A 26,317-nucleotide genomic window follows, 5' to 3' on the forward strand; every position below is an offset into this window, starting at 1 on the left:
CATCGTTCAGCCGGCCTGCTCAGGCACCTCTTCGATCAACGCGGCCAGGCCGTCCGCGTCCAGCAGGTCGACCGGCCGGACCGTCACCCCGTCGCGGACGTAGTGGAAGCCGGCCCGGACCCGCGACACCGGCACCCCGGCCAGGGCGGCCCAGGCGATCCGGTACGCCGCGAGCTGCACCGCCGCGGCAGCAGCGTCCGTGGCAGTGGGCCGGCGACCGGTCTTCCAGTCGATGACGTCGAACCGGTCGCCCGGATCGGCGAAGACCGCATCCATCCGCCCCCGCACCACGACCCCGGCGACCGTGGTCGCGAACGGCACCTCGACCTCGACCGGAGTGCGCTCGGCCCACTCCCCGGCCAGGAACGCCTCCTGCAACGCGGTCAGCTCCTCGTCGGCGGCCGCGTCGTCGTCCGCCGCGCCGGGCAGCTCGTCCACGTCCAGCAGGCGAGCCGAGCCGAAGCGCTGCTCCAGCCAGGCGTGGAAGGCGGTGCCGCGCCGGGCGTAGGGGGTGGGGCGTTGCGGCAACGGGCGCCGTAGGGACCGCGCCAGGGCCTGCGGGTCGCGGCGCAGCACGACCAGCTGGGAGACCGAGATGTGCGGCGGCAGGGCGACTTCGAGCGGGCCGTCGTGGCGGGCCCGCTCGTCGCGTTCGGCGAGCAGGATCCGGGCCTCCCGCCGCCAGCGGGCGATGTCCGGATCGTCCGCGGCAACATCCGGCTCCGGACCGCCTTCCTCGGCGCCTGGCGTGGCTTCGGCGTGGCGCCGGGAGCCCGCCGGCGGTTCGGCCTCTGACGAGGCGGCGTCGCCGCCCTCAGGCGAGGCGCCGCCCTCGGGCAGGGCGCCATCGCCGGCCTTGGGCGGGGTGTCGGCGCCGGCCCTAGGCGGGGTGTCGGCGCCGGCCTTAGGCGGGGTGTCAGCGCCGGCCCTAGGCGGGGTGTCGGCGCCGGTCCCCGGCAGGGTGCCGGCGGCCGGGAGGCCGATCAGGTCGGCGGCCAGGCCGGCGCGTGCGGCGATCTCCGGATCTCCCGCGGCCAGCTCCACGAAGGCCTCGGCCGCCATCGGGTCAGGGCTCACCATCATCCGGCGGATCAGATCCGCGGCCGCCGCCATCGCCGGCCGGCGAGCCCCCAGCGGATCCGACGGCCATTCCGCGGTGGCCACCAGCTCAGCGCTCGGGTTGGTCGCGTCGGCCGCCGGCTCCGGGGTCCATTCCTCGACCACCCCGGCACCGTCCAGGCAGGTCGCCCGGATCTCCTGGAGGAAGACGGACGGACCGCGCGGCTTCTTCACACCGTCGCCCCACCAGTAGCCGGAGCAGAGCAGCAACCGCCGGGGCCGGGTCACCGCCACGTACGCCAGCCGGCGCTCCTCCCGCTCGTCGTGCTCACGCCAAGCCTTGCTGAACGTCGTCAGCGCCCCCGCCACGTCCTTCTGATCCGCCGCCGCGGAGAGGTCCAGCGCCGGCAGGCCGTCGGAGTCACCCCGCAGCGGGAACGGCAGCACCCCGATGCCCATCAGGTAATGGTCGGAGCCTCGGGTCATGCCCGGCCACACGCCCTTGGTCAGGCCCGCGACCGCCACCACGTCCCACTCCAGGCCCTTCGCCGCGTGCGCGGTCAGGATCTGCACCGCGCCCTCGACCACGTCGACCTGGCCCGGGGTGAGGCCGCGTTCCTCCTCCTCGGCCGCGGCCAGGAAGGCCAGAAAGCCCGCGAGCGTGCCGCCGTCCGTGTCCCCCGCGTACCGGGCCGCCACGTCACCGAGGGCGTCCAGGTGGCCGCGGGCCAGGCCCGCGTCGCCCGCGCCCCAGCCGCGGACGGCCACCTCGACGTCGAGACCGATGGTGCGTTCGATGTCGGCGACCAGGTCCGGCAGCGGCTGGTCCAGGCGGTGCCGCAACTCGGCCAGCTCTCTGCTGTACGCCCGCAGCCGCGCATATCCCTCCTGCGAGTACTGCTGGGGCGCGCCGAGGTCCGCCATCGCCTCGACCAGGGTGGCGTCGTCCAGCCGGTCCGCGACGATGTCCTCGGGCTCGTCGCCGGTCGTCGCGGACACCCGGGCCGCGGCGATGGCCCGGGCGCGCCGATGCAACGCCACCAGGTCACGCGGACCGATCCGCCAGCGGGCCCCGGTCAGCAGGCGCAACAGTGCGGCGCCGTCCGTCGGGTCGGCGAGCACCCGCAGCGTGCAGACGACGTCGCGTACCTCCGGGGTGTCGAGCAGGCCGCCCAGGCCGACCACCTCGACCGGCAGGCCGCGGGCGCGCAGCGCCTCCTCGATCGCGGCGATCTGGCTGCGGACCCGGACCAGCACCGCGCTGGTCGGGCGTTTCTCCAGCGGGATGTCACCGGGCAGGGCGTCCGGCAGCCGGGCCGCGGCCCGCCAGGCGGCCAGCATGGAGTCGGCGATCCAGGCGGCCTCCTCCGCGTACGTGGGCAGCAGCGCACACGCGACCGTGCGCCCGCCCACCCGGTCGGCCACCCGCTGCGCCGGGATCAGCTCGGCGACCCGGGCGCCGGCGGCCCGCAGCGGCCGGGACAACGCGTTCGCGACCTGGAGGATTTCGGGACGGTTGCGCCAGCTGCGGGTCAGGTTGAGCACCCACGCCTCGCGCCCGCCCGGGCCGGTGAACTCCGTGGGGAACCGGTCCAGCGTGCCGGCCGAGGCGCCCCGCCAGCCGTAGATCGACTGGCACGGGTCGCCCACCGCGGTGACCGGGTGACCGCCGCCGAAGAGCGCGTTGAGCAGGACCACCTGGGCGTGGCTGGTGTCCTGGTACTCGTCCAGCAGCACGATCTTGAAGCGGCCGCGCTCGATCGCCCCGACCTCGGGATGATCCCGGGCGACCCGGGCCGCGCGGGCCATCTGGTCGCCGAAGTCCATCGCCTCGATGTCGAGTTTGCGCTGGTCGTAGAGGCGTACCAGGGGTAGCAGGGTGAGCCGGTGCCGCTGGCGCAACAGCATGTCGTTGACGTCCTTGTAGACCCGGCCGGGCAGGGACTGCACCTCGGCGAAGAACCGGCCGGTCCACGCGGCGAGATCATCGGGCGTGACCAGATGCTCGGCCAGCTCACCGGAGAGCGCCAGCACGTCATCGGTGACGGTGCCGGGCGCGCGGTTCAACCCGGTCATCTCCCCCGTGTACGAGCGCACCAGCGAGTCCACGATCTGCCAGCGGGCGGCCTCGGTGAGCAGCCGGGCCGACGGCTCGTATCCGGCGCGCAGACCGTGCTCGGTGACCACGCGGGCCGCGTACGAGTGGTAGGTCGAGACGGTCGGCTCGCCGGCCAGGGCGTCCTGCTGACCGAGGCGCCGGACCAGCTGCCCGAGCCGGGTCCGGACACGGTGCGCCAGCTCGCCGGCGGCCTTGCGGGTGAAGGTGAGGCCGAGGATCTCGTCCGGGTGGGCGTACCCGTTGGCGACCAGCCAGACCACCCGCGACGCCATCGTCTCGGTCTTGCCGGAACCGGCGCCGGCGACCACCAGGACCGGCTCGACCGGCGCCGCGATGATCGCGGCCTGCTCGGGGGTCGGCGCGTGCAGCCGCAGCAGTTTCGCCAGCTCGACCGGGGTGTAACGCGGCCCGGAATCAGCCCGGCGGCGCGGCCGGGCGGGGAGGTCGGTGAACAGGCTGGGCTGGGTCACGGCTCGACGACCTGCCGGCCCTGACCGGAGATGGGACAGCTGGTCTTGACCGGGCAGACCCGGCACTTGTTGTTGGCGACGGCCGAGAACGTGGAAGCTGCCATGGTGTCGGCGGTGCGCCGGACCATCGCGTACGCCCAGTTCGGGTCGGTGGCCTCGGCCAGCGGCAGCTGCATCTGCTCGCGGGCCTCCTTGGTCGGGCCGAGCTGGACCAGGGCGGCCCCGCCGCTCTCATCACCGAACTCGTCGAAAGCGCCGGCGTCGACGGCGGCCTGATAGCCCGCGAGCTGGGCGTGCTCCTCGACATCACCGGTGGTGACGGTGGTGCTCTTACCGGTCTTGAGGTCGATGACAACCAGCCGGCCCTGCTCGTCCACCTCCAGCCGGTCGACCCGCCCGGTGAGCTGGATCGGCCGGCTCGGATCGTCCAGCCGCACGGTGAACTCGTGCTCGATGGCGAGCAACCGGCGCGGGTTCTTGGCCAGCCAGCGCAGCAGCTTGTCCACCATGCCCTGGGCGCGTTCCTGCTCGGGGCCGGCCAGCCAGCGCGCGGCCAGCTCGATCGCGTCGAACCGGGCCGAGACGTACTCGACCAGCCGCTCCCGGTCGGCGTTGGCGTCCTCGGCCAGCATGGCGGCGGCGTGCACCAGATTGCCGACACCCTGAGCGGGACCGGCCGGGGCCGCGCCGCCGTGACGTTCCAGCAGCCAGCGCAGGCTGCAGCGCAGGGCGCTCTCCATCGAGGACGGGGTGACCTTGACCGGTTCGCCCTCGTCGACCAGCGGCCGGTCGTCGGAGAGCGAGCGGAGACCCCACCACTCGTCGGGATGGGCACCGGGGACGCCGGCGGCGGCGAGGCGGGCCAGCTCGGCCGCGGCGGCATGCCGCCGGGCCGGGGAGGCGTCGGGGGCGACGACGGCGGTACGGAGCTCAGCCACGAGCGCGGAGAGGGTGAGGGCGCGGGGCGGGCGGCCCACCGGGACCTCGACGTCGGACTCGTCGAATACGGGCTCGGTGTCTTCCGTCGGCGTGCCGTCCTCGCCGGGATCGTTCGGGCCAGGATCGCTCGGGTCGAGGTTGTCAGGGCCGGCGTCTGCTCGGCCGCTGGTATCCGGGCCGGCGCTGGCTCGGCCGTTACCGTCCGGCTCTCCGCTGCCCCGAGCGTTACCGTCCGGATCTCCGCTGCCCCGACCGTTATCGTCCGGGCCGAAGTCGGCCGGGCCCGGATCGTCGGGGCCCGGGTCCTCGGGGCCTGGATCGTCGGGGTCCGTGGGGCCGGGGTCCGGAGGCAGGTCGGGGTCGGGGCCGCTGCGGCGGTCCGGCAGGGCCAACTCGGCCAGGAAGCGGCTCGGCTGTTCCTCCCCGTCCGAACCGCCGACGCTGGCCGAGGCCACAGCGGTCACGATCAGTTGCCGCCGGGCCCGGGTGGCGGCCACGTAGAAGAGGCGGCGTTCCTCGTCGAGCAGTGCGGAGGTCTGGCCGACGACGGCTGCCGCGCCCGCGGCGGCGCGGCCGGCCAGGAAGTCCACCAGTCGTTCCGAGCCGAGCAGGCTGCCCCGGAGCCGCAGGTCAGGCCAGATGCCTTCCTGGACGCCGGCCAGGACGACCACGTCCCACTCCAGGCCCTTGGCCGCGTGGGCGGTGAGCAGCCGGACCGCCTCGCCGCGGTCGGCGCTCGGGGCGATCGAGTCGGCGGGCAGGTCCTGGCCGAGGACGTGGTCCAGGAAGACCTCGGTGCGCGCGCCGGGCAGCCGGTCGACGAACCGGGCCGCCGCATCGAAGAGGACCACGATCGCGTCCAGGTCACGGTCGGCTGCCTCCGCGCGCCACTGCCGGGCCCGGCCACCCTCGCCGCCGGGCTCCACCGGGGCGCCGCGGGTGCTGAGGGCGTACCAGCGTTCGGCGAGGCCGCTCGCTCGCCAGACCGCCCACAGCACCTGCTCGGCGGTGGCGCCCGGCGCCGCGGCGGCCTCCCGGGCGACGGCGATCAGCCGGGCCACGGTCTGCGCGGGCACGGCCCAGCGGCGTTCCACGACGTCCAGTCCGGCCTGGTCGCGCAGCGCGTCGACCAGCAGCTCACCGGACGGCCGGCGGTCACCGGCGGCGAGCGCCAGGGCCCGCAGGCCCTGCCGCAGCCGGCGTTCGGCGAGCGGATCGGCGCCACCGAGCGGCGAGTGCAGCAGCGCGACGGCCGCTTCCTCGTCGAGGACGTCCGGCTCGAGCGCACAACGCAGGAGCAGCAGGAACGGCGCCACGGCGGGCTGGAGGTGCAGCGGGAGATCTTCGGAATGGGTGACGGTCGGCACGCCGGAGGCGGCGAGGGCGCGCTGGATGGACGGCAGCTGCAGGGTCGTCGAACGCAGCACTACGGCCATCCGGGACCACGGGACACCATGCAGAAGGTGCGCCTCCCGCAAGGCGTGAGCGACATAAGCGGTCTCGCTGGTCGGCGACCGGAACGTCCGCACGACAGCACCCTCGACGAGCCGCCCGGCGTCGGGATCATCGCTGCTCGGCTGCCGGTCACCGGCCGAGCCCGCCTGCTCGCTCCCGGCCGGGGAGCCGCTGAGCTCTGAATCCGCCGCATCACGGGCGGCCGGCCCGGCACCGGCGAGCCCGGCTTCGGCCTCGCTGACCAGCCCGGTGCCGGCTGTGCCGGTCGGCTCGATCCCGGTCGGCCCGATCTCGGCCGAACTCGGGCCGGTCGGCGCGCTCCCCGCAGCTCCCAGCCCGGCCGGGTCGGTTGCCGCAGCGCCCGGCCCAGCCAGCCCGCTTCCCGCCACGCCCGGCCCGGTCGGGTCGGTTGCCGCAGCGCCCGGCCCGGTCGGGTCGGTTGCCGCAGCGCCCGGCGCGGTCGGCCCGCTCCCCGCAGCATCCGGCCCAGCCAGCCCGCTCCTCGCCGCACCCGGCCCAGCCGGCCCGCTCCCCGCCGCACCCGGCCTGGTCGGCTCGATTGCCGCAGCGCCTGAGCCGGCCGCGTCGTCGGTCGGCGACCCCTCCCGGCTCGGCTCAGACTGCTCCGGATCGGGCTCGGCCGGCGCGGGAGGCGGCGGGTGCAGGAAGCGATGGCGCGACGCACCCCGCATGCGCCGCGAGACCCGGGCCGTCGCTGCCAGCACCGGCGGCTCGGCCCGGTAACTCGTGTGCAGCGTGATGACCTCGGCCAACGCCCCCGAGGCCGTGCGGAAGCGCTGCGGGAAGGAGCTCACCGCCTCCGGGTCGGCGCCGCGGAAGCCGTACACCGACGAGTCCGGGTCGCCGAAGGCCACCAGTGGGGTGCCGCCGCCCGCGACCAGGGACAGCAGCTCTATCTGGGCCGGGTCGGTGTCGGCCAGCTCGTCCACGTACACATAGGCCAGCCGGCGGCGTTCCGCGGCCAGCAGCTGCGGGTCGTCGGCCAGCAGGCCGGATGCCGCCCGGACCAGCTCGGCCGGGTCGTAGGCCGTCGAGCCGCGGGTGGTCGCGTCGCGCAGGGCCAGCACCGCGACGTACTCGCGGATGAACCGGGCCGCTGCCGGCCAGTCATCGCGGCCCAGGCGTTCACCCAGGCGGGCCAGCTCGACCGGGCCGACGCCGCGCTCGGCTGCGCGCTGCATCAGGTCGCGGAGCTGTTGGGCGAAGGCGCGGGTGGGCAGCGCCGGGCGCAGCGCGTCGGGCCAGCGGACCGTGTCCCCGGCGTCCGCCTCGCCGACCACGGCGAGCAGCTCACGGATGATCAGGTCCTGCTCGGGGCCGGTGAGCAGGCGCGGAGACGGTTCTCCGCGGTCGGCGGCGGCGCGGCGGAGCAGACCGAAGGCGTACGCGTGGAAGGTGCGTACCAGTGGCTCGTGGTAGGTCGGGCCCGCGATGCGGGCCTCGATCCGGTCCCGGAGCGCGCCCGCGCCGCGGCGGCCGAAGGTCAGCACCAGGATGCGTTCCGGGTCGACGCCCTCGGCGATGCGGGCCGCGACCGCCTCGACCAGCACCGTCGTCTTCCCGGTGCCGGGGCCGCCGACCACCAGCAGCGGGCCGTCGGTGTGGCCGACGACATACCGCTGCAGCGGGTCGTCGCGCAGCGTGTCCGCCGGGGTGGCGGCCCGGCGGACGAGCCGGTACGCCGGCCGGCGCACCGCCGCGGGGGTCGAGGTCACGGCACCAATGAGACCACGCGGGTACGACGGAATCCCCTCAGGGCTGACCCATCGACGCCCGGAACCGGACCGGCATCGGCACCCGGCGCACTTCGGGCTCGTTCAGGCCCGCCGCGTCCAGCAGCGTCTCCACCGCCTGCCAGCCCAGCTGGTAGTGCGGCAACGAGATGCTGGTCAGCTGCGGACGCAGCCAGGCGGCCAGGTCGGAGTCGTCGAAGGAGAGCACCGAGACGTCGCCGGGGATGCTCAGGCCGGCCTCGCGCAGCGCCTGGTACGCGCCCAGCGCCACCCGGTCGTTGAGGCAGATCAGCACCTTCGGCCGCGGTCCCTGGGCCAGCGCCGCGCTGACCGCCTCGTACGCCGAGTCCGGCCACCATTCGCAGTCGATCGTCCCGGCCAGCTTGATGCCGGCCGCGCCGAAGCCCTCGCGGATCCCGGCCAGGCGCTCGCGGGCGGCGAAGACGTGGTGGGCCAGGTTGCCGACCAGGTGGATGCCCTCACGGTGACCGGCCTCGATGACCACCTTGGCCGCGCTCCAGCCGGCCCCGACCTCGTCCGGGATGATCGAGTGGTGCGCCGGTTTCGCGGCCCGGGTCAGGCAGTTGAGCAACACCACCGGCCGGCCCTTGAGCAGCTTGGGCACGCGCACGTAGCGGGTGAACCTGCTCGCGTACACGAAGGCGTCGACCTGCCGGTCCAGGAAGTCGGAGATCAGCTTCTCCTCGATCACGGACTCGCCCTCGGTCTCGCCGATGAACAGCAGGTGGCCGTGGGCGACGGCGGCGGCGAGGGCGCCGTGGATGGCCCGGCCCGCGTACGGGTCCGAGGCGAGCGTGTCAGAGACCAGCGCGATGGTCCTGGTGACCTTGGTGCGCAGGCTGCGGGCCATCAGGTTGGGCCGGTAGTCCAGCTCCTGGGCCGCCCGCAGCACGCGTTGCCGGGCGTCCTCGGAGATGCGCATGTCCACGTGGCGTCCGGCGAGGACGAACGACGCCGTGCTGCGGGACACGCCGGCCCGTTGTGCGACCTGCAGCAGGGTCGCCCGTTGCGGCGGCATGACCGAAGTCTTCCACGCGCCGGCCAACTGACGGCCGCCGATGCGCGCCTTTGGCGAAATCGGTCCCTTGACGGGCGGCGCACGGAGGAGCAACGTCACGCTAAACCCATCTAGCAGCTGGTTCCGCCCGGAGCCCCCTGCCGGACCGGCAGCCCGTGTCGCACCGGTCCGGCAGGGCCGGGACACCGGGTCTGCCTCGGCAGCATCGAAGTCGCCGCGCGGTCCCCGGGGCGATGCGCGGACGCCGCGCGCGAGCGGCGTGCCTCGGCGTGCCCCCGAGTCGCCCGGCGGGCTGCCGAGGTCCTGGTCACGCCGGGGCGGGTCGTCCCGCCCCGGCGTGACGCCTCCCGGATCCGTCGGTCACGCCCGGGCGGCGGCCTCGATCGTGTCCAGCGCGGCTTCGATCGAGCTCACCACGGTCACCTGGGCCAGGGCCGGGCGGCGGACGAACTCCGTGTCGGCCAGGCCGGACAGCCAGCTCCACAGGCCGTCGTAGAAGCCCGTCGGGTCGAGCAGGACGATCGGCTTGCGGTGCAGATCGAGGGTCGCGGTCGTCCAGACCTCGAAGAGCTCGTCGAGCGTGCCCAGGCCGCCGGGCAGGGTGATGAACGCGTCCGAGCGCTCGATCATGATGTTCTTGCGGGCGCCCATGTCCGTGGTGACGACGAGCTCGTCCGAACCGGTGTCCGCGACCTCCAGGTCGACCAGCGTCTGCGGGATCACGCCCAGCGTGTGGGCTCCTCCGGCCCGGGCACCGTCGGCGACCGCGCCCATCATGCCGACGCAGCCACCGCCGGAGACCAGGCTGTGGCCGCGGGGGCCGAGGGACTTGCCGAGCTGGGTCGCGAGGTCGAGCCACTGCTGGTCGAGGGTGCTGGACGAAGCACAGAAGACGCAGATCGCCGCCACGTCACCTGGTCCCGTTCTCGGCCAGTGCGGCGTCGGCGTCCACGATGAACTGCACGGCCTCCTCCACGTCGTCGGTCAGCATGATCAGGTCCATGTCCTCCGGGCTGACCTTGCCGTCGACGAGCAGCCGGCCCTTGATCCAGTCGAGCAGGCCACCCCAGTACTCCGTACCGATCAGAATCACCGGGAAGCGGGTGACCTTCTTCGTCTGCACCAGCGTGATCGCCTCGAACAGCTCGTCGAGGGTGCCGAAGCCGCCGGGCAGCACGACGAACGCCTGCGCGTACTTGACAAACATCGTCTTGCGCACGAAGAAGTACCGGAAATCGATGCCGATGTCGACCCAGTCGTTGAGGCCCTGCTCGAACGGCAGCTCGATGCCCAGCCCGACCGACATGCCACCGGCCTCGGTCGCGCCGCGGTTCGCCGCCTCCATCACGCCCGGCCCGCCGCCGGTGATCACCGCGTAACCGGCCTCGGCCAGGGCCGCGCCCAGGTCCGCGGCCAGCTCACACTCGGGGCTGTCCGGGGTGCTGCGGGCCGAGCCGAAGACACTCACGGCCGGTGGCAGGTCGGCGAGGGTGTCGAAGCCCTCGACGAACTCCGACAGGATGCGCAGCGCGCGCCACGCGTCCTTGGTCTTCCACTCACCGCGATGGTGCGAGTCGAGCAGTTTCTCGTCGGCGGTGCTCAAGGGCATCGATTCACGCCGGAGCGTGACGGCGCCGCGATGACGCTCCGGGGGTACGCGCCTGCGACCGTTGGTGCTGTCCGTCATGGCAACCACGGTAGTGCGGACGGTCCGTAACCGGTGAATAACCGGTTGGGTTTCGGCAAGAGGATTGCGACGAGGCGGCCTTTTTGCCAGATTGAAGCAACGGACGGTAGCTCTGGAGCGTCTGTACAGTTACCGAACCCCGCACGGCGCAGGCACGGCGCCCGGCTGACCGCCGGGCATCTGGGCAGAGGAGCCACCGTGATGACCCGTTACGAGCGTATGAAGATGCAGCGCCGCATGCAGCGGCGCATCCGGCTGGTGGTCGAGGAACGCCGGATGGCCCTGGCCCTGCCCCCGCCGGGGGCGGACCCGGCCTTCGACCCGGAGACCACCGTGGAAATACCCCGGCCCGCCGCCGACCCGGCCTGACCCTACTCGTACGCGGTGAGCCATCGGTGCAGCGTGGCAGCACCGTCGCGGATCTTGCCGATCTCGACATGCTCGTCCGGCGCGTGGGCCAGCGCCGGATCCCCGGGCCCGTAGTTCAGTGCGGGGATACCCATCGCGGCGAACCGCGACACATCGGTCCAGCCCAGCTTCGCGGCCGGCTCCGCGCCGACGGCGGTGAGGAACTCCCGCGCCGGAGCCGCCCCCAGCCCCGGCAGTGCGCCGGGCGCCGAGTCGGTCACCTCGATGTCGAAATCCGCGAAGACCTCGTGCACGTGATCGAGCGCCTGCTTCTCGGAACGGTCCGGGGCGAAGCGCAGATTGACCTCGACCTCGCACTCGTCGGGCACCACGTTGCCGGCCACACCGCCGCTGATACGGACCGCATTCAACCCCTCACGGTACGTGCACCCGTCGATGGTCACTGTGCGCGGCCGGTAATCGGCGAGCCGGCGCAGCACTTCACCGGCCGCGTGGATCGCGTTGACCCCGCGCCACGCCCGCGCGGTGTGCGCCCGCCGTCCGTGGGTCCGGATCCGGGCCGCCAGCGTGCCCTGGCAGCCGGCCTCGACCACCCCGTACGTGGGCTCCAGCAGCACCGCGAAGTCGGCCCGCAGCCACTCCGGATGCTCCCGCGAGACCAGGTGCAGCCCGTTGAACTGCGACTCGATCTCCTCCGCCTCGTAGAAGAGATAGGTGACGTCGTAGCCGGGCTCGGGCAGGGTCGCCGCCAGGTGCAGGGCCAGGGCCACGCCGGACTTCATGTCGGAGGTGCCGCAGCCGTAGATCAGGTCGTCGACCACGGTGGACGGGAAGTTGCCGTTGATCGGCACGGTGTCCAGGTGGCCGGCGAGGATGACCCGCTGCGCGCGGCCCAGCTCGGTGCGGGCCATGACCGTGTTGCCGTACCGCTCGGTGCGCAGGTGCGGCGCCTGCCTCAGGACGTCCTCGACGCAGTCGGCGATGACCTTCTCGTCGCGGGAGACGGACTCGATGTCGACCAGGGTGCGGGTGAGCACCACGGGGTCGACGAGCACGTCAGGGGTGAGCGGGTTCGCCATGAGCGGCACATTACCGCCCGGACATGAAGCCGTACGCCGATGCGCGGAGTGAGACCGGACGGACACGGGCGGTGTTTTCCCACTAGGCTTTCGGGTCCGGAACCTGGGGAGGCGCACGGACGATGCAGGTCGACACGACACAGCTACGGGCAGCCGCGACGAAGCTGCGGGACGAGGTGGCCGAGCACCTGCGCCGGGCCGGGATCCAGGCCGGTGGACCCGAACGGGACTTCCGGGTCGCCGGGGCCTTCGACACGTACACGACGGCGGGCCCGTACCGGTCGGCGATCGCCGCCTGGGAGAAGGAGACGGAGGTCCTGGCCGAGGCGGCCCGCCAGCTGGCCGACGCTCTCGACGCGGCCGCCGCCGACTACGACGCGGCGGACGCTCGCGGCGCCGGCCGGCTGGCCGGCAGCCGATGAGCGACGAGCTGGACCGGCTGCAGGACCTGCAGGACGACATCCACGACGCGCACGGCGTGTGGGGCGCGAACGAGCTGGCCGAGGCCTGCGCCGCCGCCGCGGCCGTGCCGACCTTCGGCGGTGACGCGGACGCGCTGCGACTGATCGCGGACGACTGCCGGACCGTGGCGCACTCGGTGGAGAAGGCCCTGGACGCGGCCGACGTGCTGCGCGAGCAGGGCATCAGCGACGTGTGGGCCGGCGACACCCACGTCACCGCGAACGAAGCGCTGCGGGCGCTCGCCGACGACATGTTCCGTGCGCTGACGGCGTTCCGGCAGATCAGCGACCAGGTACGGCAGCACGCCGAGCTGGTCCAGCAGGAGCCCGGCGACCGCGGCAACGCGGCCTCGCTGGCCGAGATCGCCGCCACGGTCGGGGCGATGAGCTGGGGCCCGGTGCCCAACCTCGAGTACGAGGGCGACATCATGCGCGACCAGCACGCGTCGGCGATCGCGCACATCGACGGCCGGGTCGACAAGCACATCTCGATGCGCAACGCGGCGGAGGACTTCGCGACGGCCCTGCACGAGATCGAGACGCAGGCCCGCACCGGCCGGCTCAGCGACTCCCCGCTGTCGGCGGTCGACGAGGTGGTGATCGCGGGCGCCGGCTGGACTCGGACCATGGTGCCGCTGACGACGGTGCTGACCCCGGCGATGGACCAGCGGGCGGCGGAGGCGCTGGCGGCGCTGAACGACGAGGACCGGGAACGGATGACCGGGCTGCTGGCGACGGCCTACTCGCCGGAGCATCGGGCGTACCTGCTGAAGACGTTGGCGGCGGGGTATTCGGTGGCTGAGGTGGCCGGGTTCGACCAGTTGATCGCCGGGCACGGTGGCGATCCGGGGTGGCTGCGGGAGCATCTGAGTCCGCTGTCGCTGGACGTCGAGAACCCGATGCCCGGCACGCAGTCCAACCACTTCGGTGCCGCGGAATGGCAGCAGGGTCCGCTGCCGACCTGCGTGGCCTCGTCGACAGTGACGGCCCGGGCCCAGGTCGACCCGCTCTACGCCCTGCAGCTCACCACCGGCGGTCATCCCGGCGACCCGCAGTTCGACAATCCCGCCGCGTTCGCGGACCGGCTGCGCGACGAGCAGGTTCAGGTCTACGACGACGGCCGCGCCTGGTGGCAGGAGACGTTCCACAGCGCGGGGATGACCGACGAGCAGTCCGAGACGATCGCCAACGAGGAGATCGCACCGCGCACGGGCACCCACTACGAGGACGTGCAGATCCGGGACTCCGAGTCGCGGGCCGGCGTCCTGCCGCAGATCGAGCGCGCGGTGGACGAGGGCCGGCCGGTCCCGCTGTCGGTCGATGAGGGATCGGAGGGCCACCAGTTGCTGGTCATCGGGCATTCGGGCAACCAGCTGCAGATCTACAACCCCTGGGGTTACACCTACTGGATCACCGAGCGGGAGTTCACCGACGGCCACGTCGATGCCATCGACCCGGAGATCCCGCGCGAGCCGACCGCAGTGCGCCTGCCCGCGGTGGCCGGCCGATGAGCCGCGCCGGGGTGCGGACCGATGACGACCTGCTGACCGTCGATGTCGCTGAAGTGGTGGCCGCGGCCCTGCGCACGGCCGATCCGGCCCGGCAGCTGCTGATCGGCGCGGCCGTTCCGGCCGCCGTGCAGGTCGCGCGGGCGGGCGGGCAACCGGCGTCCGTGCGTTTCCTGGCCGAGGTCGTGCGGCGCGGTGGCATCGCCTTCGCCGCTGGACTGCCCGAGCCGATGCCGACGGCGGGGCAGACCGAGGTGGTCCGTCCCTGGCTGGTGGTCGCGCACGGCGACGATCAGCTTTTCGCCGGCTGGCTCGACGCCGTCGCGGCGATCATCGAGGCCCGCCTCAGCCGACCGTGACCGTCCAGGTCACCTCGCGGGAGAGGCCTCGCGAGTCGTCGTCGCGACAGCCCTGGAAGCAGTTGGCCAGCGTCACCCGCACCGTGCCGGGCGTCTCGGCGGTGTAGATGAAGTAGCGGGTCCCGGCGCCGCCGCCTGCTTCGGGACCGAAGACGCGATCCCAGACGTTGCTCATGACCTTGCGGTCCTCGACAGCGGCCACGATCCCGTCCGGCGTGGCGGCCGCCGACCACGCGTCGCCGACGGAGGCGCCGCGGTCCGGGACGGCCAGGGAGAAGCGGTCGCCCTCGTCGACCTCGACGGTCAGGTCTTCCTCATTGATCTTGGTGCCGAAGGTCGCGCGCTCGCGCAGGGTCAGGCCGCCCCAGACCGCGGCGGCCAGCAGGATCGCTACGGCGAGCGACCACGACAACACCCTTCTCACCGGCCGGACCCTACTGAACCGGCGCCACGGGCGCTGCCCCCTCCTAGTAGGGTTCGCTGCGTGAGTACCGCGATCTCGACCTCGCCGGCCTGGGGCATCGGCCTCGCCACCGTCACCGCTGAAGGTCAGGTGCTCGACACCTGGTTCCCGAGCGGTTTCCTCGGTCTCGGCACCGTTCCGGACGAGGCGCCTACGCTGCCCGCCGGTCTCACCGGGCCGAAGGCGCTGGCCGGGCTGGCCACGGTCGAGGTACGGGTGGAGGTCGGCTCGCTGGCCGACCCGATCAAGGACGCCTCGGACGCGTACCTGCGGTTGCACCTGTTGTCGCACCGGCTGGTGCGGCCCAACGAGCAGAATCTCGACGGCATCTTCGGTCTGCTGGCCAACGTCGCCTGGACGTCGGCCGGGCCGTGCCCGCCGGACCGGGTGGACGAGCTGCGCTTCATCGAGCGCGCCGCCGGCCGGCACCTCGCCGTCTACGGGGTCGACAAGTTCCCGCGGATGACCGACTACGTGACGCCTTCCGGGGTGCGCATCGCCGACGCCGACCGGGTGCGGCTCGGCGCACACCTGGCCAGCGGCACGACCGTCATGCACGAGGGCTTCTGCAACTTCAACGCCGGCACGCTCGGCACCTCCATGGTCGAGGGCCGCATCGTGCAGGGTGTGGTCGTCGGTGACAGTTCCGACGTCGGCGCCGGATCGTCGATCATGGGGACGCTCTCCGGCGGCGGCAAGGACAAGGTGTCCATCGGTGAGCGCAGCCTGCTCGGGGCCAACGCCGGCATCGGCATCTCGCTCGGTGACGGCTGCGTCGTCGAGGCCGGTTGTTACATCACCGCGGGGTCGAAGCTGACGCTGCCGGACGGCCGGGTGGTCAAGGCCCGCGAGCTGTCGGGCGTCAACGGCCTGCTCTTCTGGCGCAACTCGGTGACCGGCGCCCTGGAGGCCCGGCCGCGCAAGGGTACGGGCATCGAGCTCAACGCCGCCCTGCACGCCAACGACTAACGCAACGCTCGGGCCGCGACGGCCTTGACCGCGCTGGTCAGGGCCGTCAGCACCGTCGACTCCATCCGCCAGTACTGCCAGTAGAGCGGGATGTCCAGGTGCCGGCCCGGCGCCAGGTCCACGCCCCGGCCCGCGGCGATGTCCTCGCGGGCCGTCTGCTCCGGGATCATGCCCCACCCGAGGCCCAGCCGGATCGCCTCGACGAAGGCGTGCGCCGCCGGGATGTAGGTGATCGGCGGTTCCAGGTCGCCGCTGCCCAGCGCCTCCAGGAAGCGGTGCTGGAGGCGGTCCTTGCGGTTGAAGACGAGCATCGGCGTGGTGGCGAAACCGGTGAAGTGGCCCGGGGCGGCCACCGCCAGGTAGCGCATCGCGCCGAGCTTCTCCACCCGGCAACCCTGCACGGCCACGTGTTGTGCGGTCACCGCGGCCATCGCCGTACCCGCGCGCAGCAGCTCCGCGGTGTGGTCCTGGTCGTCCTGGTGCAGTTCGAAGCTCAGCGCCGGCTGGGCCGGCAGCGCGGCCAGCGCGGGCAGGAACCAGGTGTGCAACGAGTCGGCGTTGACCACGACCGAGATCCGGGTCCGGCCGTCGCCGCCGGGCACGCCCCGGGCCGCCGAGAGGGCCTCGCGTTCGAGCAGCGCGATCTGGCCGGCCAGCCGGACCAGCGCCTGTCCCGCCTCGGTGGCCTCACAGGGTTTGGCCCGGCGGACCAGCACCTGCCCGACGGCCTGCTCGAGAGCCTTGATCCGCTGACTCACCGCGGACGGGGTGACGTGCAGCGTACGGGCGGCGGCCTCGAAGCTGCCGCCCTCGATCACCGCCTGGAACGTCGCCAGCTGCACCGCGTCCACGTACAGAATCCCTAATGTTCGTGAAGGATCTTTAGCTGGAGTACATCACGCATCGGTCCTAGCGTCGACGGTGTGCTCACTTCCACCGTCGCCGGCTTCGCTGCCTCGCTCGTGCTCATCGTCGCCATCGGCGCCCAGAACGCGTTTGTCCTGCGCCAGGGACTGCGCCGTGAGCACGTACTCCCGGTGGTTCTGACCTGCGCCGTCTCGGACCTGATGTTGATCTCGGCCGGGATCGCCGGGCTGGGCGCGGTCGTGACCGCGCGGCCGACGGCCGTGACCGTCATCCGCTGGGCCGGGGCCGCGTTCCTGTTCACCTACGCCGCGCTGGCCGCGAAGCGGGCGTGGCGGCCCGGCACGCTGAAGCCGACCGGCCAGGCTCCCGCCACCCTGCGCGCGACCCTGCTGACCTGCCTCGCGCTGACCTACCTCAACCCGCACGTGTACCTGGACACCGTGCTGCTGCTCGGCTCGGTGGCCCAGCAGCACCCGCACCGGTGGCTGTTCGGGATCGGCGCCGCGGTGGCGAGCGGTGTGTGGTTCTCCGCGCTGGGCCTGGGTGCGCACCGGCTGGCCCCGGTGCTGTCCCGGCCGGCGGCCTGGCGGGTGCTGGACGGCCTGATCGCCGTGGTGATGGCCGGCGTGGCCACCACCCTGCTTGTTTAGCCATCAATCGAACCATTTGCATGTATTCGGTATACACGGGGCATGCGAAGACTCCTCGTATCGGCGGCGCTGGCCGCGGCATTACTGGTGAGCGGGGCGGGGCAGGCCTGGGCCGCGCCACCCGCTCCGGCGGCCGACGACGGCTGGTCGGTGACCGACGGCCAGCTGACCTGGCGGTCCGGCGAGCGGATCCCGATGGGCGACGCGGCGGTCGAGTTCTACGCCGGTGACCGGCTGCTGGGCCGGCCCCGCGCGGCGGCCGACGACCGTACGTTCCGGCTGCCGCTGGAGCACGCCAAGGACCTGCGGGACCTCCAGGTACGCGCGGGTGGCAAGCGGCTCGACGTCGACGCCCCGGCACCGGCGCGCAAGCGGGCGGCCGCGGTGCCGGCACCCCGGGCGCTGCCCGCCAACAAGGTCGATCCCGGCGTCAAGGGGCCGTACCGGACCGTCACCGGCGAATACTCGCTGGCCGGGGTCAAGCTGCCCGACTTCCCGGAGCCCGTGGAGATGCAGGGCGTCGTGGTCGCCCCGCAGGGAGCGCCCGGCAACCGTCCGCTCGCGTTGTTCCTGCACGGGCGGCACTACACCTGCTTCAAGGGTGCCGACGAGGAAGCGCTGACCGGCGACTGGCCGTGCGGTGCGGGCACCGAGCCGGTGCCCAGCCACCGCGGCTACCTCCAGGCCCAGCAGCTGCTGGCCTCGCAGGGCTACGTCACCGTCTCGATCTCGGCCAACGGCATCAACGGCCAGGACTTCGCCGCCGCCGACGGCGGCGCCCAGGCCCGCTCCTCGCTGGTCCGCCAGCACCTCGCCCGCTGGGCCGACTGGGCCGGCGCCGGACGGGCGAACGCCCCCGCCATCGTGAAGTCCGCGCCGCGGGCCGACCTGTCCAAGGTGTTCCTGATGGGTCACTCCCGGGGCGGCGAGGGCGTCAGCCGCGCCGCGATGGACAGCCTGACCCCGCCGCCGGCCGCCGCCGACGGTTACCACGGCAAGGTCCGCTGGACGATCCGCGGCCTGCTGTTGATCGGCCCGACGATCTTCGGCCAGAACCCGGTGCCGGACGTGCCGTCCGCGACGATCCTGCCCGGCTGTGACGGCGACGTCTCCGACCTGCAGGGACAGATCTTCGTCGACGCCACCCGCGGCGTCAGCCGGGGCAAGGCACTGCACAGCTCCCTGTACGCGATCGGCGCCAACCACAACTTCTTCAACACCGAGTGGACACCGGGACAGTCGCAGGCACCGTCCTTCGACGACTTCTTCAGCGGGGACGACCCCGACCCGGTGTGCTCGCCGGGCACCGCGACGCGGCTCACGGCCCAGCAGGAGCAGACGGTCGGTGCGACGTACATCGCGGCCGCCGCACGGCTCTTCGTCGGCGGCGATGACCGGGTCCGGCCGCTGCTCGACGGCACCGGCGTACGCGCCCCGTCGGCCGACCCCGCCCGGGTGCTCAGCCACGCCATCGGCGCCGGACGCACGGCGGCACTGATCCCCGACGAGTCCGTCAAGGTCACCGGCGGCCGACTGTGCGAGCAGGTCACCGACGACGCGGCCAAGGCGTGCCTGACCACGGAGAGCTGGTTCAGCCCGTCGCCACACTTCGTCCCGTTCGGCTTCGCCCGTGAGCCGGGCCGCTACGCCGTCGACCTGAAGTGGTCCGCCCCGGGCCAGGCGGTCACGCTGCGGCCCAGCCGGCCGGTCAGCGTCTCCGGCGCCCGCGACCTGGCCATGCGGCTGGTGGTGCCGCCCAACACGACCGGCAACCGGTTCGGCGTGGCCGTCACCGACACCGCCGGCCGCCGCACCGCCCTCGGTGAGGTAAGCCTCGACGGCCTGCCCGGCAGCCAGAACACGACCTCGTACTGGGGTCAGGAAGTGCGGGTGCCGCTCAAGCAGGTCCGCGGCAAAGTGGCGAAGCTGGAGCTGATCCCGCGCAGTGCCACCGGCGAGGCCTGGCTCATCGACGCGTGGGGCTGGCGGCCGGGCACTCCGGCGGCACGTCCCGTCGCCCTGCCCCGCATCGACATCGGCGAGCTGAACGTCGTCGAGGGTGACTCGGGCAGCCGCACGTACGAGGTGCCGGTCAAGGTCACCGGGCGCGGCAACGGTCAGGTGCGGCTGTTCCTGACCGACCCGGCCACGTACGAAACGAAGTCCTGGCTGGCCACCGTCCGGCCCGGCAGCAGCACGATCCGGGTCCCGGTCAAGGTCAACGGGGACACGCTCTTCGGCACCGGCGACGCCACCACCCTCAACGCCAAGGCCGTCCGCGGCACGGTGATCGGCGACTACCAGGGCGCGGTCATCGCCGCCAACGACGACCCCGCCCCGAAGATCACCGTCGAGCCGGTCGCCGACCGGGTCGCCGAGGGCGGAACGCTCACCTGGCGGATCCGGCTCTCCACCATCGCCGAGACCCCGATCTGGATCGAGGCCGGCGTCGAGCCGCCGGCCACCGGGACCGAGCTGTCCAGCACGGACGTCGACCCGACCTGGTTCACCGACAACTCGGGCGAGGACCCGCTGCCGTCCCGGCCGCTGTCGGAGACCTATCTGCTGCCGTGGACCGGGGTGCAGGCCGGTGAACTGACCGCCGACCTGACCATCCCGACCGTCACCGACTCCGCGGACGAGCCGGACGAGGTGGTGCAGCTGCACCCGACGGTGTTCGGCTGGGAAGAGGAAGCGCCCGAGCTGGGCACGGTGACCGGAACAGTCACGGACTGACGCTGGTTCCGCTACCCCTCGGAGAACCTGACCATGTTCCCCGAGGGGCAGCGGGCGCGGCGCAGGCGGGTCAGCTCGTCCACAGGGCAGCCCGTACGTCGTCGGCGAGGGCGCGGATGTCCACCGTACGAGCGGTGTCGACCCGGATGACCGGGCCCAGGGCCAGGGGTACGGCGGCCGCCGCCCAGCCGGTCCACTCGGTGGCCAGCTTCTCCGCGTCGGCGTGCACCGCGTGCCGCTTGCGCGCGATGTAGCGGGAGCGGGCCAGCTCGGCGGGCACGTCGCACCAGATCTCGACGGTCGCCTTCGCTCCCGTCCGGGCCAGGCCGGCCCGGGCCTGCTCCAGGTCGCGCGGCCGGAACCACCACGAGTCCACGACGACCATGCCGCTCACCGCCGCGGCCAGGGTCCATACCGTGTCCATCGCCACCGCGCCGAGCTCCGGCACCTCGGTCACCACCGCGTCGGCCAGGGCTTCCTTGATCCGGTCCTTGCCGAGGCAGGCGCCGTCGAGCGCGGCCGCGAGCCGGGGGGCCAGGCTGCTCTTGCCCGATCCCGGCAGACCGTTCACCATCACCACGTCACGCGCCATGCCTGCACGATCGCACAGGCGCTTGACCCTCGAGCAGGTCGAGGCAGCAGGGTTCCAGGTGTGGAGAGCGACGACATGTACGGCATCGGGGAGATCTCGCGGGCCAGCGGGCTGAGCATCAGCGCGCTGCGGTTCTACGACGGCGCCGGGGTCCTGGTGCCGGCCGAGGTCGACGCCCTGACCGGCTACCGCCGCTACAGCGACGAGCAGCTGCGGGCCGCCCGCCTGGTGGCCGGGCTGCGCCGGGTGGGGATGCCGGTCGCCGGGATCACCCGCGCGGTCGCCGAGCTGAGCAATCCCCCGGCGGTCCGCAAGCTGCTCGACGAGCACCTGCGCCGGCTGGAGGACGGCCTCGCCGACGCCCGTCGTGAGCTCTCCCGCGTCCACGCCCTGCTGGATCCCGAGGAGACCACCATGACCCGGATCACCCTGCCCGCCGCCGCCTTGGCCGCCGCGCTAGACGCGGTCCGTTTCGCCGCCTGCACCGATCCCGAGCTGCCCATCCTCGGCGGTGTGCTGTTCGAGACAGAGACCGCCGCGCTGACCGTGGTGACGACGGACCGCTACCGGCTGGCCGTTGCCGAGGCCGCCGCCGCCGTCTCGGGGCCACCGGCCCGGCTCGTCGCTCCCCTGCCGTTCGTCGACGAGCTGCGCCGGCTGCTCACCCGCGACGACGAGGTGGTGCTGTTGCTGACTCCCGAGCTGCTCGGGGCCGAGGTCGGCGGCCGGCGCATCGAGGGCAAGCCGCTGGACGTCGGCTTCCCCGACCACCACCGGCTGGTCGACCTCGGCGCGGCCGGCAGCCGCCAGGTGACGGTCGACGTGGCGGCCCTGCGCGCGGCCGTCGAGGAGGTGCCGGCCGTGTCGCGCGAGCACAACGGCAAGCCGTTCGACCTGACCGTCCTGGCGGTGGATCCGGCCGGTTCGCTGCGGGTGGCGGCCGAGGCGGAGTGGGCCGCCGACGAGGAGGCGCACGTGGCGGTCAACCGCGAGTTCCTGCTCCAGGCCCTCGACGCCGGCGGCGCGGGCCAGCTGGTCCTCGAACTGGACGGACCGATCAAACCCCTGGCCGTACGAGGCAGCGGCACGTTCTCGATCCTCATGCCGGTGCGCCGCTAACCTGCCTGACACCAGCACGGGAACACGACACACTGGCCCGGTGGAAGACGACATCAGCGCAAGGCGGGCCGCCTGCACCGACTCCCTGCTCGGCAACGGGCTGGTACGGCCGCCGGAGCTGCTCGCCTCGATCGATCCCGAAGCTCGTCCCGACCTGTACGGCGAGGGTGGCGTGGTGGCCGAGCTCGAGGAGCACGTCGCCGCGCTGCTGGGCAAGCCGGCCGCCGTGTTCCTGCCCAGCGGCACGATGGCCCAGGGCGCCGTCCTGCGGGTGCACGCCGATCAGCGCACCAGCCGCACGATCGTCTGGCATCCGTACTCGCACCTCGAACGGCACGAGGGGCAGGGCTACGCGCGGCTGCACCAGCTCGTCGGGCGGCCGGTCGGCGACTTCGAACGGCTGATCCGCCGCAGCGACCTGCTGAGCGTGGCCGAGCCGGTGGCGGCGCTCGTGCTGGAGTTGCCGCAACGGGATCTCGGCGGGACGCTGCCGCCGTGGGACGAGCTGGTCGCGCAGACCTCGTGGGCCCGCGACCGAGGCGCGGCCGTGCACCTCGACGGCGCCCGGCTCTGGGAGGCCGCCGCCGGCTACGAACGGCCGCCCGCCGAGATCGCCGAGCTGTTCGACACCGTGTACGTCTCGTTCTACAAGGACGTCGGGGCGCTGCCGGGCTGCTGCGTCGCCGGGCCGGAGGAGGACATCGCCCAGGTGCGTGAGTGGCGTGGGCGGCTGGGCGGGACCCTGTTCGCGATGTGGCCGGCGGCGTCGTCGGCGCTCGGCCTGCTCGACGCGACGCTGGCCGAGATGCCGGCCCGGCTGGCCCACGCCCGGGCCATCGCGACGGCGCTGGGCGGGGTGCCCGAGGTGCGGGTGGTGCCGGATCCGCCGCAGACGCCGATGATGCATCTGCTGTTCGCGACGACGGCGGAACGCTTCCGGATGAACGCCAAGCGGATCTCGGAGGAGACCGGGCTGTGGGTGTGGCCGAACGCGGTCGAGACGGGTGACCCGGAGGTGGTGCGGTGCGAACTGCCTATCGGGCGGGCGACCCTGCGGCACAAGCCCGAGACGATCACGGAGATCCTGGCCGGCCTCTGCGGCTGACGCCGACCGGCTCGGCGGTCGCTGACCCGGTCGGCCCCGGCATGACGGGCCGACCACCTCCGCGGTACGGACCTGGCCAGCCCCGGCGGTCGCCGACCCGGTCGGCCCCGGCATGACGCGCCGGCCGCCTCCGCGGTCACGGACCTGGCCAGCCCCGGCGGTCGCCGACCCGGTCGGCCCCGGCATGGCAGGCCGGCCGGCCTCGGCGGTCGGACCTGGTCAGTCTCGGCGGTCGCGGATCGGGGTCGGGCATTTCGGCGTCGCCTGGCGGAATCGGGTGGGAATCGTAGAGTGAGGGTCGTGACTGATGACACCTTTCCGCTCGGCGACCGTTCGGTGCGACGGATCGGCTTCGGCGCGATGCAGCTCGCCGGGCCCGGGGCCTTCGGGCCACCGCGTGACCGCGACACCGCCCTCGACGTCCTCCGCAAGGCTGTGGAGCTGGGCGCCAACCACATCGACACCGCGCAGTACTACGGGCCGGACGTGGTCAACGACCTGATCCGGGAGGCGCTGCGGCCGTACCCGGAGGATCTGGTCCTGGTCAGCAAGGTCGGTGCGGCCCGTGACAGCACCGGGCGCTGGCTGCCCGCGATGGAGCCCGAGCAGCTGCGGGCCGGCGTGCTGGACAACCTGCGTTCGCTGGGGGTCGACCGGCTCGACGCGGTCAACTTGCGGCTGATGGACGGCGGCGGCGCGTTCGACGAGCAGCTCGACGCGATGATCGCCCTGCGGGACGAGGGGCTGATCGCCGGCATCGGGCTGAGCAACGTGACCCGCGAGCAGCTCGTGCACGCGGTTCAGCGCACCGAGATCGTCTGCGTGCAGAATTCCCTGAATCTGCTGGCCCGGGAGTCGCTGCCGCTGCTGCGCGAGTGCCAGGAGCTCGGTATCGCGTTCGTCCCGTTCTTCCCGCTCGGCTCGGCCTTCGGCGGGGTCAACCGGCTGCTCACCCACCCGGACCTGATCGCCGTCGCGGAGCGGCTCGAGGCGGAGCCCTCCCAAGTGGCGCTGGCCTGGCTGCTCGAGCTGGCCCCGAACGTGCTGCTCATCCCCGGCACCTCGTCGCTGGGCCACCTGATCGACAACATGACGGCCCGCCGGGTCCGCCTGGACGACGACGCCCGCAAGATCCTCGACACGATCAGCGAGTGACCCCCGCGGCGGCGCGGAACTCGGCCGCCACCAGGTGCGACGGCCTCGGGTGGTGGCCGGTGGGCAGTTCCGCCGTACGGCCGGCCCGGGTGCGCTGCAGCTCCGGCGGGGTCGCACGGTCCTCGGCGCGCACCAGGTAGGTGCTGGGGATGTCCTGCCGGGCCGCGACGGTGACGGGTGTAGCCGCCCCCGACGCCGGCTGGCGAGTCAGCCGGGCCTGCGCCCCCGACCGCCGCGGCGTCGCAGGCCGGCAGGCACAGCTCCCCGGTCAGCTCACGGCGGACGCCGAAGGTGCCGTCAGCGGCGAAATCCAGGAACGGGGCCGGCTCGCTGCCGGATGGCGCTGGGCATGCCGTTCAGGGACACCACCGGGGGCTACCGGCGAAGGTCGCCAGGGACTCCCCGGCCTTCGGCACGAACGACGTGATGTGGACGAGCTGGGGAACGGCAGCAGAGCAGCCACCCGGGACCACCACCAGGCGCCGTCCGCGATGCCTACCCGACCAAGATGTGTCGGAGATTGTTGACATGTCGGGGATCTCCGACGCATCATGGGCGGCGTGCCTGACGGTGACGTGTTCGCGGCGCTGGCCAACCCGGTCCGGCGCCGGCTGCTGGTCGCTCTCCGGGACGGCCCCCGCGCCGCCGGGGAGCTGGCCGGGCACTTCGAGCTGAGCCGCCCCGCGGTTTCCGAGCACCTCGCGGTCCTGCGCCAGGCCGGCCTCGTCCGCGAGGAGCCGCGCGGCCGGCACCGCTACTACCACCTGGCCGCCGAGCCGCTCGCCGGCGTCCAGGAGTGGCTGCATCCGTTCGAGCGCTACTGGCGGGACCGCCTGGTCGCGCTGCGTGAGCTCGTCGAGGAAGAGGGAGACGACCGGTGACCGACAAGACCGACATCGAACTGGACCAGTTCATCGCTCGGGAGCCCGCCGCCGTCTGGCGTGCGCTGACGGAGCCCGAGCTGCTGGCCCGGTGGTGGGCCGCGGGCGACATCAAACCGATCGTGGGACACCGCTTCACCATGGACATGGGCAGCTGGGGACAGCAGCCGTGCGAGGTGCTGGAGGTCGAGCCGGAGCGGCTGCTGGTGTACACGTTCGCCGAGGGCAGCCTCGACACCACGATCACGTGGCGGCTCGAGCCCGAGGGCTCCGGGACCCGGCTGTTCCTCAAGCATGCCGGTTTTGTCCCGGGCAGCATCTCGCTCAAGGGCATGGGCAGCGGCTGGCCGGGCCTGCTCCGCCGCATCGAGCCCGCCCTGGCCTGATCGGCCGCGAGCAGCCAGACCAGGCCGGCACGGCCGGGTCAAGCCCGCAGGACCAGGCGCCATCAAGCCCGCAGGGCCAGGCCCGATCAAGCCAGCAGGGGCAGGCCCGATCAAGCCCGCAGGACCAGGCCCGATCAAGCCGCAGGACCAGGCCCGATCAAGCCCGCGAGGCCCGGCAGGTCAGGCCGGCGCGGGGACGGTGGTCGGGATAGCGGAGACCAGGTCGGCCAGCACCTGCCCGCCCAGCGTCCGCGGATCCGGCGGCGTCGGATAGCGCGCCGTGATCTCCCTGTTCAGGGCCTCGAACCGCCCCGGCAGCCCCGCCAGGAAATCGTCCAGCCCGCGCTGCACCGGCCCCTTGACCAGCGGCGCGAGCAGCCCGACGAGCGGCCGCAGCCACCCCACCCCGCGAGCACCCGCCCGGGCGGTCACCGACCAGCGGCCCGGCTCGGCCGCGGCCACCGTCAGCTCCCCGCTGCCCAGGGCCCGCGGGTGGGTCACCGTCGCGACCAGCTGCGGCTCCTCGTTCCCGTACGGCGGCAGCCGGCTCGCATCGACCGACATCCGCACGGTCACCACCCCACTGAGCAGTCCCCGCGCACCGAGCCAGTCCGGCACCTCCAGCAGCAGGCCGATCGGTCCCGGGGACAGCTCGACCCGCGCCCGGGTGTCCGTGTCGGTGTGGTGCACCGTGAAACGCGTCCGTTCCTGCTCGTCGGCTTCGAGCGTGATCGCGTACGTGTGCCAGGTTGTCGCCACCCGCCCGGTGGCCCGGGCCGCCGCGATCCGGCCGCGTTCCCATTCGGTCGCGGCCACCGCGTCGGCGTGCACCAGCCGGGCCGCGACCGCCGCCTCCTCCGCCGTCGGCGCGGGCACCTCGTCCTCGCGCAGCACCAGCCGGTAGGCCACGCCCGGGTACGGATGCCGGCCGTCGACCACCCGCAACCCGCCGTGGGCCCGCTCGGTGACCGGATGCCGGACCACGCCGTCGACGAAGTTCAGCGCGCGCCACCCGGCCAGCAGCTCGGGCAGGGCGGCGAGGAACGGTCGCGCATCGATCGCTGCGACCTGCGTCCGACCGCCGAGGCGCACCATG

The 26,317-nt window shown here is 73.3% G+C and carries 23 protein-coding genes; 12 read left to right on the plus strand and 11 right to left on the minus strand.

Annotated elements, in window-relative coordinates; genetic code table 11:
* Window positions 1–6: 6 nt before the first annotated feature.
* From AB0C12_RS06985 to AB0C12_RS07005, 5 genes are all read right to left on the minus strand, one after another.
* A complete protein-coding gene (locus tag AB0C12_RS06985) occupies window positions 7–3,648 on the minus strand; it encodes a UvrD-helicase domain-containing protein (protein ID WP_360545065.1) in 3,642 nt (1,213 codons plus the stop codon).
* Window positions 3,645–7,757, minus strand: a complete 4,113-nt coding sequence (locus tag AB0C12_RS06990; RefSeq protein ID WP_360547034.1) for a UvrD-helicase domain-containing protein — start codon at window positions 7,755–7,757, stop codon at window positions 3,645–3,647. The genes AB0C12_RS06985 and AB0C12_RS06990 overlap by 4 nt, the downstream gene beginning before the upstream one ends.
* Window positions 7,758–7,815: 58 nt before the next feature.
* Window positions 7,816–8,835 (minus strand): LacI family DNA-binding transcriptional regulator, encoded by a 1,020-nt coding sequence (locus AB0C12_RS06995; protein WP_360545067.1) that lies wholly within the window; start codon window positions 8,833–8,835, stop codon window positions 7,816–7,818.
* 360 nt (window positions 8,836–9,195) lie between these two features.
* The gene (locus tag AB0C12_RS07000) at window positions 9,196–9,744 is read right to left on the minus strand and encodes a TIGR00730 family Rossman fold protein (protein WP_360545069.1); all 549 of its coding nucleotides are present in this window, start codon (window positions 9,742–9,744) and stop codon (window positions 9,196–9,198) included.
* A gap of 1 nt (window position 9,745) precedes the next feature.
* The gene (locus tag AB0C12_RS07005; RefSeq protein WP_360545071.1) at window positions 9,746–10,522 is read right to left on the minus strand and encodes a TIGR00730 family Rossman fold protein; all 777 of its coding nucleotides are present in this window, start codon (window positions 10,520–10,522) and stop codon (window positions 9,746–9,748) included.
* 201 nt (window positions 10,523–10,723) lie between these two features.
* Between AB0C12_RS07005 and AB0C12_RS07010 the strand changes: the two genes are divergently transcribed.
* A complete protein-coding gene (locus tag AB0C12_RS07010) occupies window positions 10,724–10,891 on the plus strand; it encodes a hypothetical protein (protein ID WP_212991198.1) in 168 nt (55 codons plus the stop codon).
* A gap of 2 nt (window positions 10,892–10,893) precedes the next feature.
* Here AB0C12_RS07010 and dapE read toward each other — a convergent pair whose 3' ends face one another.
* Window positions 10,894–11,970, minus strand: a complete 1,077-nt coding sequence (gene dapE, locus AB0C12_RS07015; RefSeq protein ID WP_360545073.1) for a succinyl-diaminopimelate desuccinylase — start codon at window positions 11,968–11,970, stop codon at window positions 10,894–10,896.
* 122 nt (window positions 11,971–12,092) lie between these two features.
* Here dapE and AB0C12_RS07020 point away from each other — a divergent pair, with 122 nt between their 5' ends.
* Genes AB0C12_RS07020 through AB0C12_RS07030 form a run of 3 tightly spaced genes read left to right on the plus strand, consistent with a single transcriptional unit; the run spans window position 12,093 to window position 14,298 of the window.
* Complete coding sequence (locus AB0C12_RS07020) at window positions 12,093–12,392, plus strand: type VII secretion target (protein ID WP_360545075.1); 300 nt, start codon at window positions 12,093–12,095, stop codon at window positions 12,390–12,392.
* Complete coding sequence (locus tag AB0C12_RS07025; protein ID WP_360545077.1) at window positions 12,389–13,942, plus strand: hypothetical protein; 1,554 nt, start codon at window positions 12,389–12,391, stop codon at window positions 13,940–13,942. Before AB0C12_RS07020 ends, AB0C12_RS07025 begins: the two co-directional genes overlap by 4 nt.
* Window positions 13,939–14,298 (plus strand): hypothetical protein, encoded by a 360-nt coding sequence (locus AB0C12_RS07030; protein WP_360545079.1) that lies wholly within the window; start codon window positions 13,939–13,941, stop codon window positions 14,296–14,298. The genes AB0C12_RS07025 and AB0C12_RS07030 overlap by 4 nt, the downstream gene beginning before the upstream one ends.
* On the opposite strand, the gene AB0C12_RS07035 is transcribed toward AB0C12_RS07030, so the two are convergent.
* Complete coding sequence (locus AB0C12_RS07035) at window positions 14,285–14,722, minus strand: hypothetical protein (RefSeq protein ID WP_360545081.1); 438 nt, start codon at window positions 14,720–14,722, stop codon at window positions 14,285–14,287. The two genes, AB0C12_RS07030 and AB0C12_RS07035, sit on opposite strands and share 14 nt — an antisense overlap.
* 60 nt (window positions 14,723–14,782) lie before the next feature.
* Here AB0C12_RS07035 and dapD point away from each other — a divergent pair, with 60 nt between their 5' ends.
* Complete coding sequence (dapD, locus tag AB0C12_RS07040) at window positions 14,783–15,730, plus strand: 2,3,4,5-tetrahydropyridine-2,6-dicarboxylate N-succinyltransferase (RefSeq protein WP_360545083.1); 948 nt, start codon at window positions 14,783–14,785, stop codon at window positions 15,728–15,730.
* On the opposite strand, the gene AB0C12_RS07045 is transcribed toward dapD, so the two are convergent.
* Window positions 15,727–16,581 (minus strand): LysR family transcriptional regulator ArgP, encoded by an 855-nt coding sequence (locus AB0C12_RS07045; RefSeq protein WP_360545085.1) that lies wholly within the window; start codon window positions 16,579–16,581, stop codon window positions 15,727–15,729. The genes dapD and AB0C12_RS07045 overlap by 4 nt on opposite strands.
* A gap of 72 nt (window positions 16,582–16,653) precedes the next feature.
* Here AB0C12_RS07045 and AB0C12_RS07050 point away from each other — a divergent pair, with 72 nt between their 5' ends.
* Both AB0C12_RS07050 and AB0C12_RS07055 read left to right on the plus strand, forming a co-directional pair.
* Entirely contained in the window at window positions 16,654–17,247 is a 594-nt protein-coding gene (locus AB0C12_RS07050; protein WP_360545087.1) for a LysE/ArgO family amino acid transporter, read from the plus strand.
* Between the two features lie 42 nt (window positions 17,248–17,289).
* Window positions 17,290–19,983, plus strand: coding sequence for a hypothetical protein (locus AB0C12_RS07055; protein WP_360545089.1), 2,694 nt, complete (start codon window positions 17,290–17,292; stop codon window positions 19,981–19,983).
* 70 nt (window positions 19,984–20,053) lie between these two features.
* Here the strand turns inward: AB0C12_RS07055 and AB0C12_RS07060 are convergent, their stop codons facing one another.
* Complete coding sequence (locus AB0C12_RS07060) at window positions 20,054–20,575, minus strand: AAA family ATPase (protein ID WP_360545091.1); 522 nt, start codon at window positions 20,573–20,575, stop codon at window positions 20,054–20,056.
* Between the two features lie 75 nt (window positions 20,576–20,650).
* Between AB0C12_RS07060 and AB0C12_RS07065 the strand changes: the two genes are divergently transcribed.
* The 3 genes from AB0C12_RS07065 to AB0C12_RS07075 all read left to right on the plus strand — a co-directional run bounded on the left by AB0C12_RS07065 (window position 20,651) and on the right by AB0C12_RS07075 (window position 23,954).
* Entirely contained in the window at window positions 20,651–21,694 is a 1,044-nt protein-coding gene (locus AB0C12_RS07065) for a MerR family transcriptional regulator (RefSeq protein ID WP_360547036.1), read from the plus strand.
* 40 nt (window positions 21,695–21,734) lie between these two features.
* Window positions 21,735–22,799 carry a beta-eliminating lyase-related protein gene (locus AB0C12_RS07070; protein ID WP_360545093.1) on the plus strand — a complete coding sequence of 355 codons (1,065 nt, stop codon included), beginning with the start codon at window positions 21,735–21,737 and terminating at the stop codon, window positions 22,797–22,799.
* 300 nt (window positions 22,800–23,099) lie between these two features.
* On the plus strand, window positions 23,100–23,954 hold the full coding sequence (locus AB0C12_RS07075) for an oxidoreductase (RefSeq protein ID WP_360545095.1): 855 nt from the start codon (window positions 23,100–23,102) through the stop codon (window positions 23,952–23,954).
* Here the strand turns inward: AB0C12_RS07075 and AB0C12_RS07080 are convergent.
* On the minus strand, window positions 23,944–24,087 hold the full coding sequence (locus AB0C12_RS07080; protein ID WP_360545097.1) for a hypothetical protein: 144 nt from the start codon (window positions 24,085–24,087) through the stop codon (window positions 23,944–23,946). The two genes, AB0C12_RS07075 and AB0C12_RS07080, sit on opposite strands and share 11 nt — an antisense overlap.
* A 427-nt stretch (window positions 24,088–24,514) precedes the next feature.
* Between AB0C12_RS07080 and AB0C12_RS07085 the strand changes: the two genes are divergently transcribed.
* Entirely contained in the window at window positions 24,515–24,835 is a 321-nt protein-coding gene (locus tag AB0C12_RS07085; RefSeq protein ID WP_360545099.1) for a metalloregulator ArsR/SmtB family transcription factor, read from the plus strand.
* The gene (locus tag AB0C12_RS07090; RefSeq protein WP_360545101.1) at window positions 24,832–25,221 is read left to right on the plus strand and encodes an SRPBCC domain-containing protein; all 390 of its coding nucleotides are present in this window, start codon (window positions 24,832–24,834) and stop codon (window positions 25,219–25,221) included. The genes AB0C12_RS07085 and AB0C12_RS07090 overlap by 4 nt, the downstream gene beginning before the upstream one ends.
* A gap of 180 nt (window positions 25,222–25,401) precedes the next feature.
* Here AB0C12_RS07090 and AB0C12_RS07095 read toward each other — a convergent pair whose 3' ends face one another.
* Entirely contained in the window at window positions 25,402–26,316 is a 915-nt protein-coding gene (locus AB0C12_RS07095) for a hypothetical protein (protein ID WP_360545103.1), read from the minus strand.
* Between the last annotated feature and the right edge of the window lies 1 nt (window position 26,317).

Origin of the sequence: Actinoplanes sp. NPDC048967 (assembly GCF_040649415.1) — a bacterium.
Lineage (GTDB): Bacteria > Actinomycetota > Actinomycetes > Mycobacteriales > Micromonosporaceae > Actinoplanes.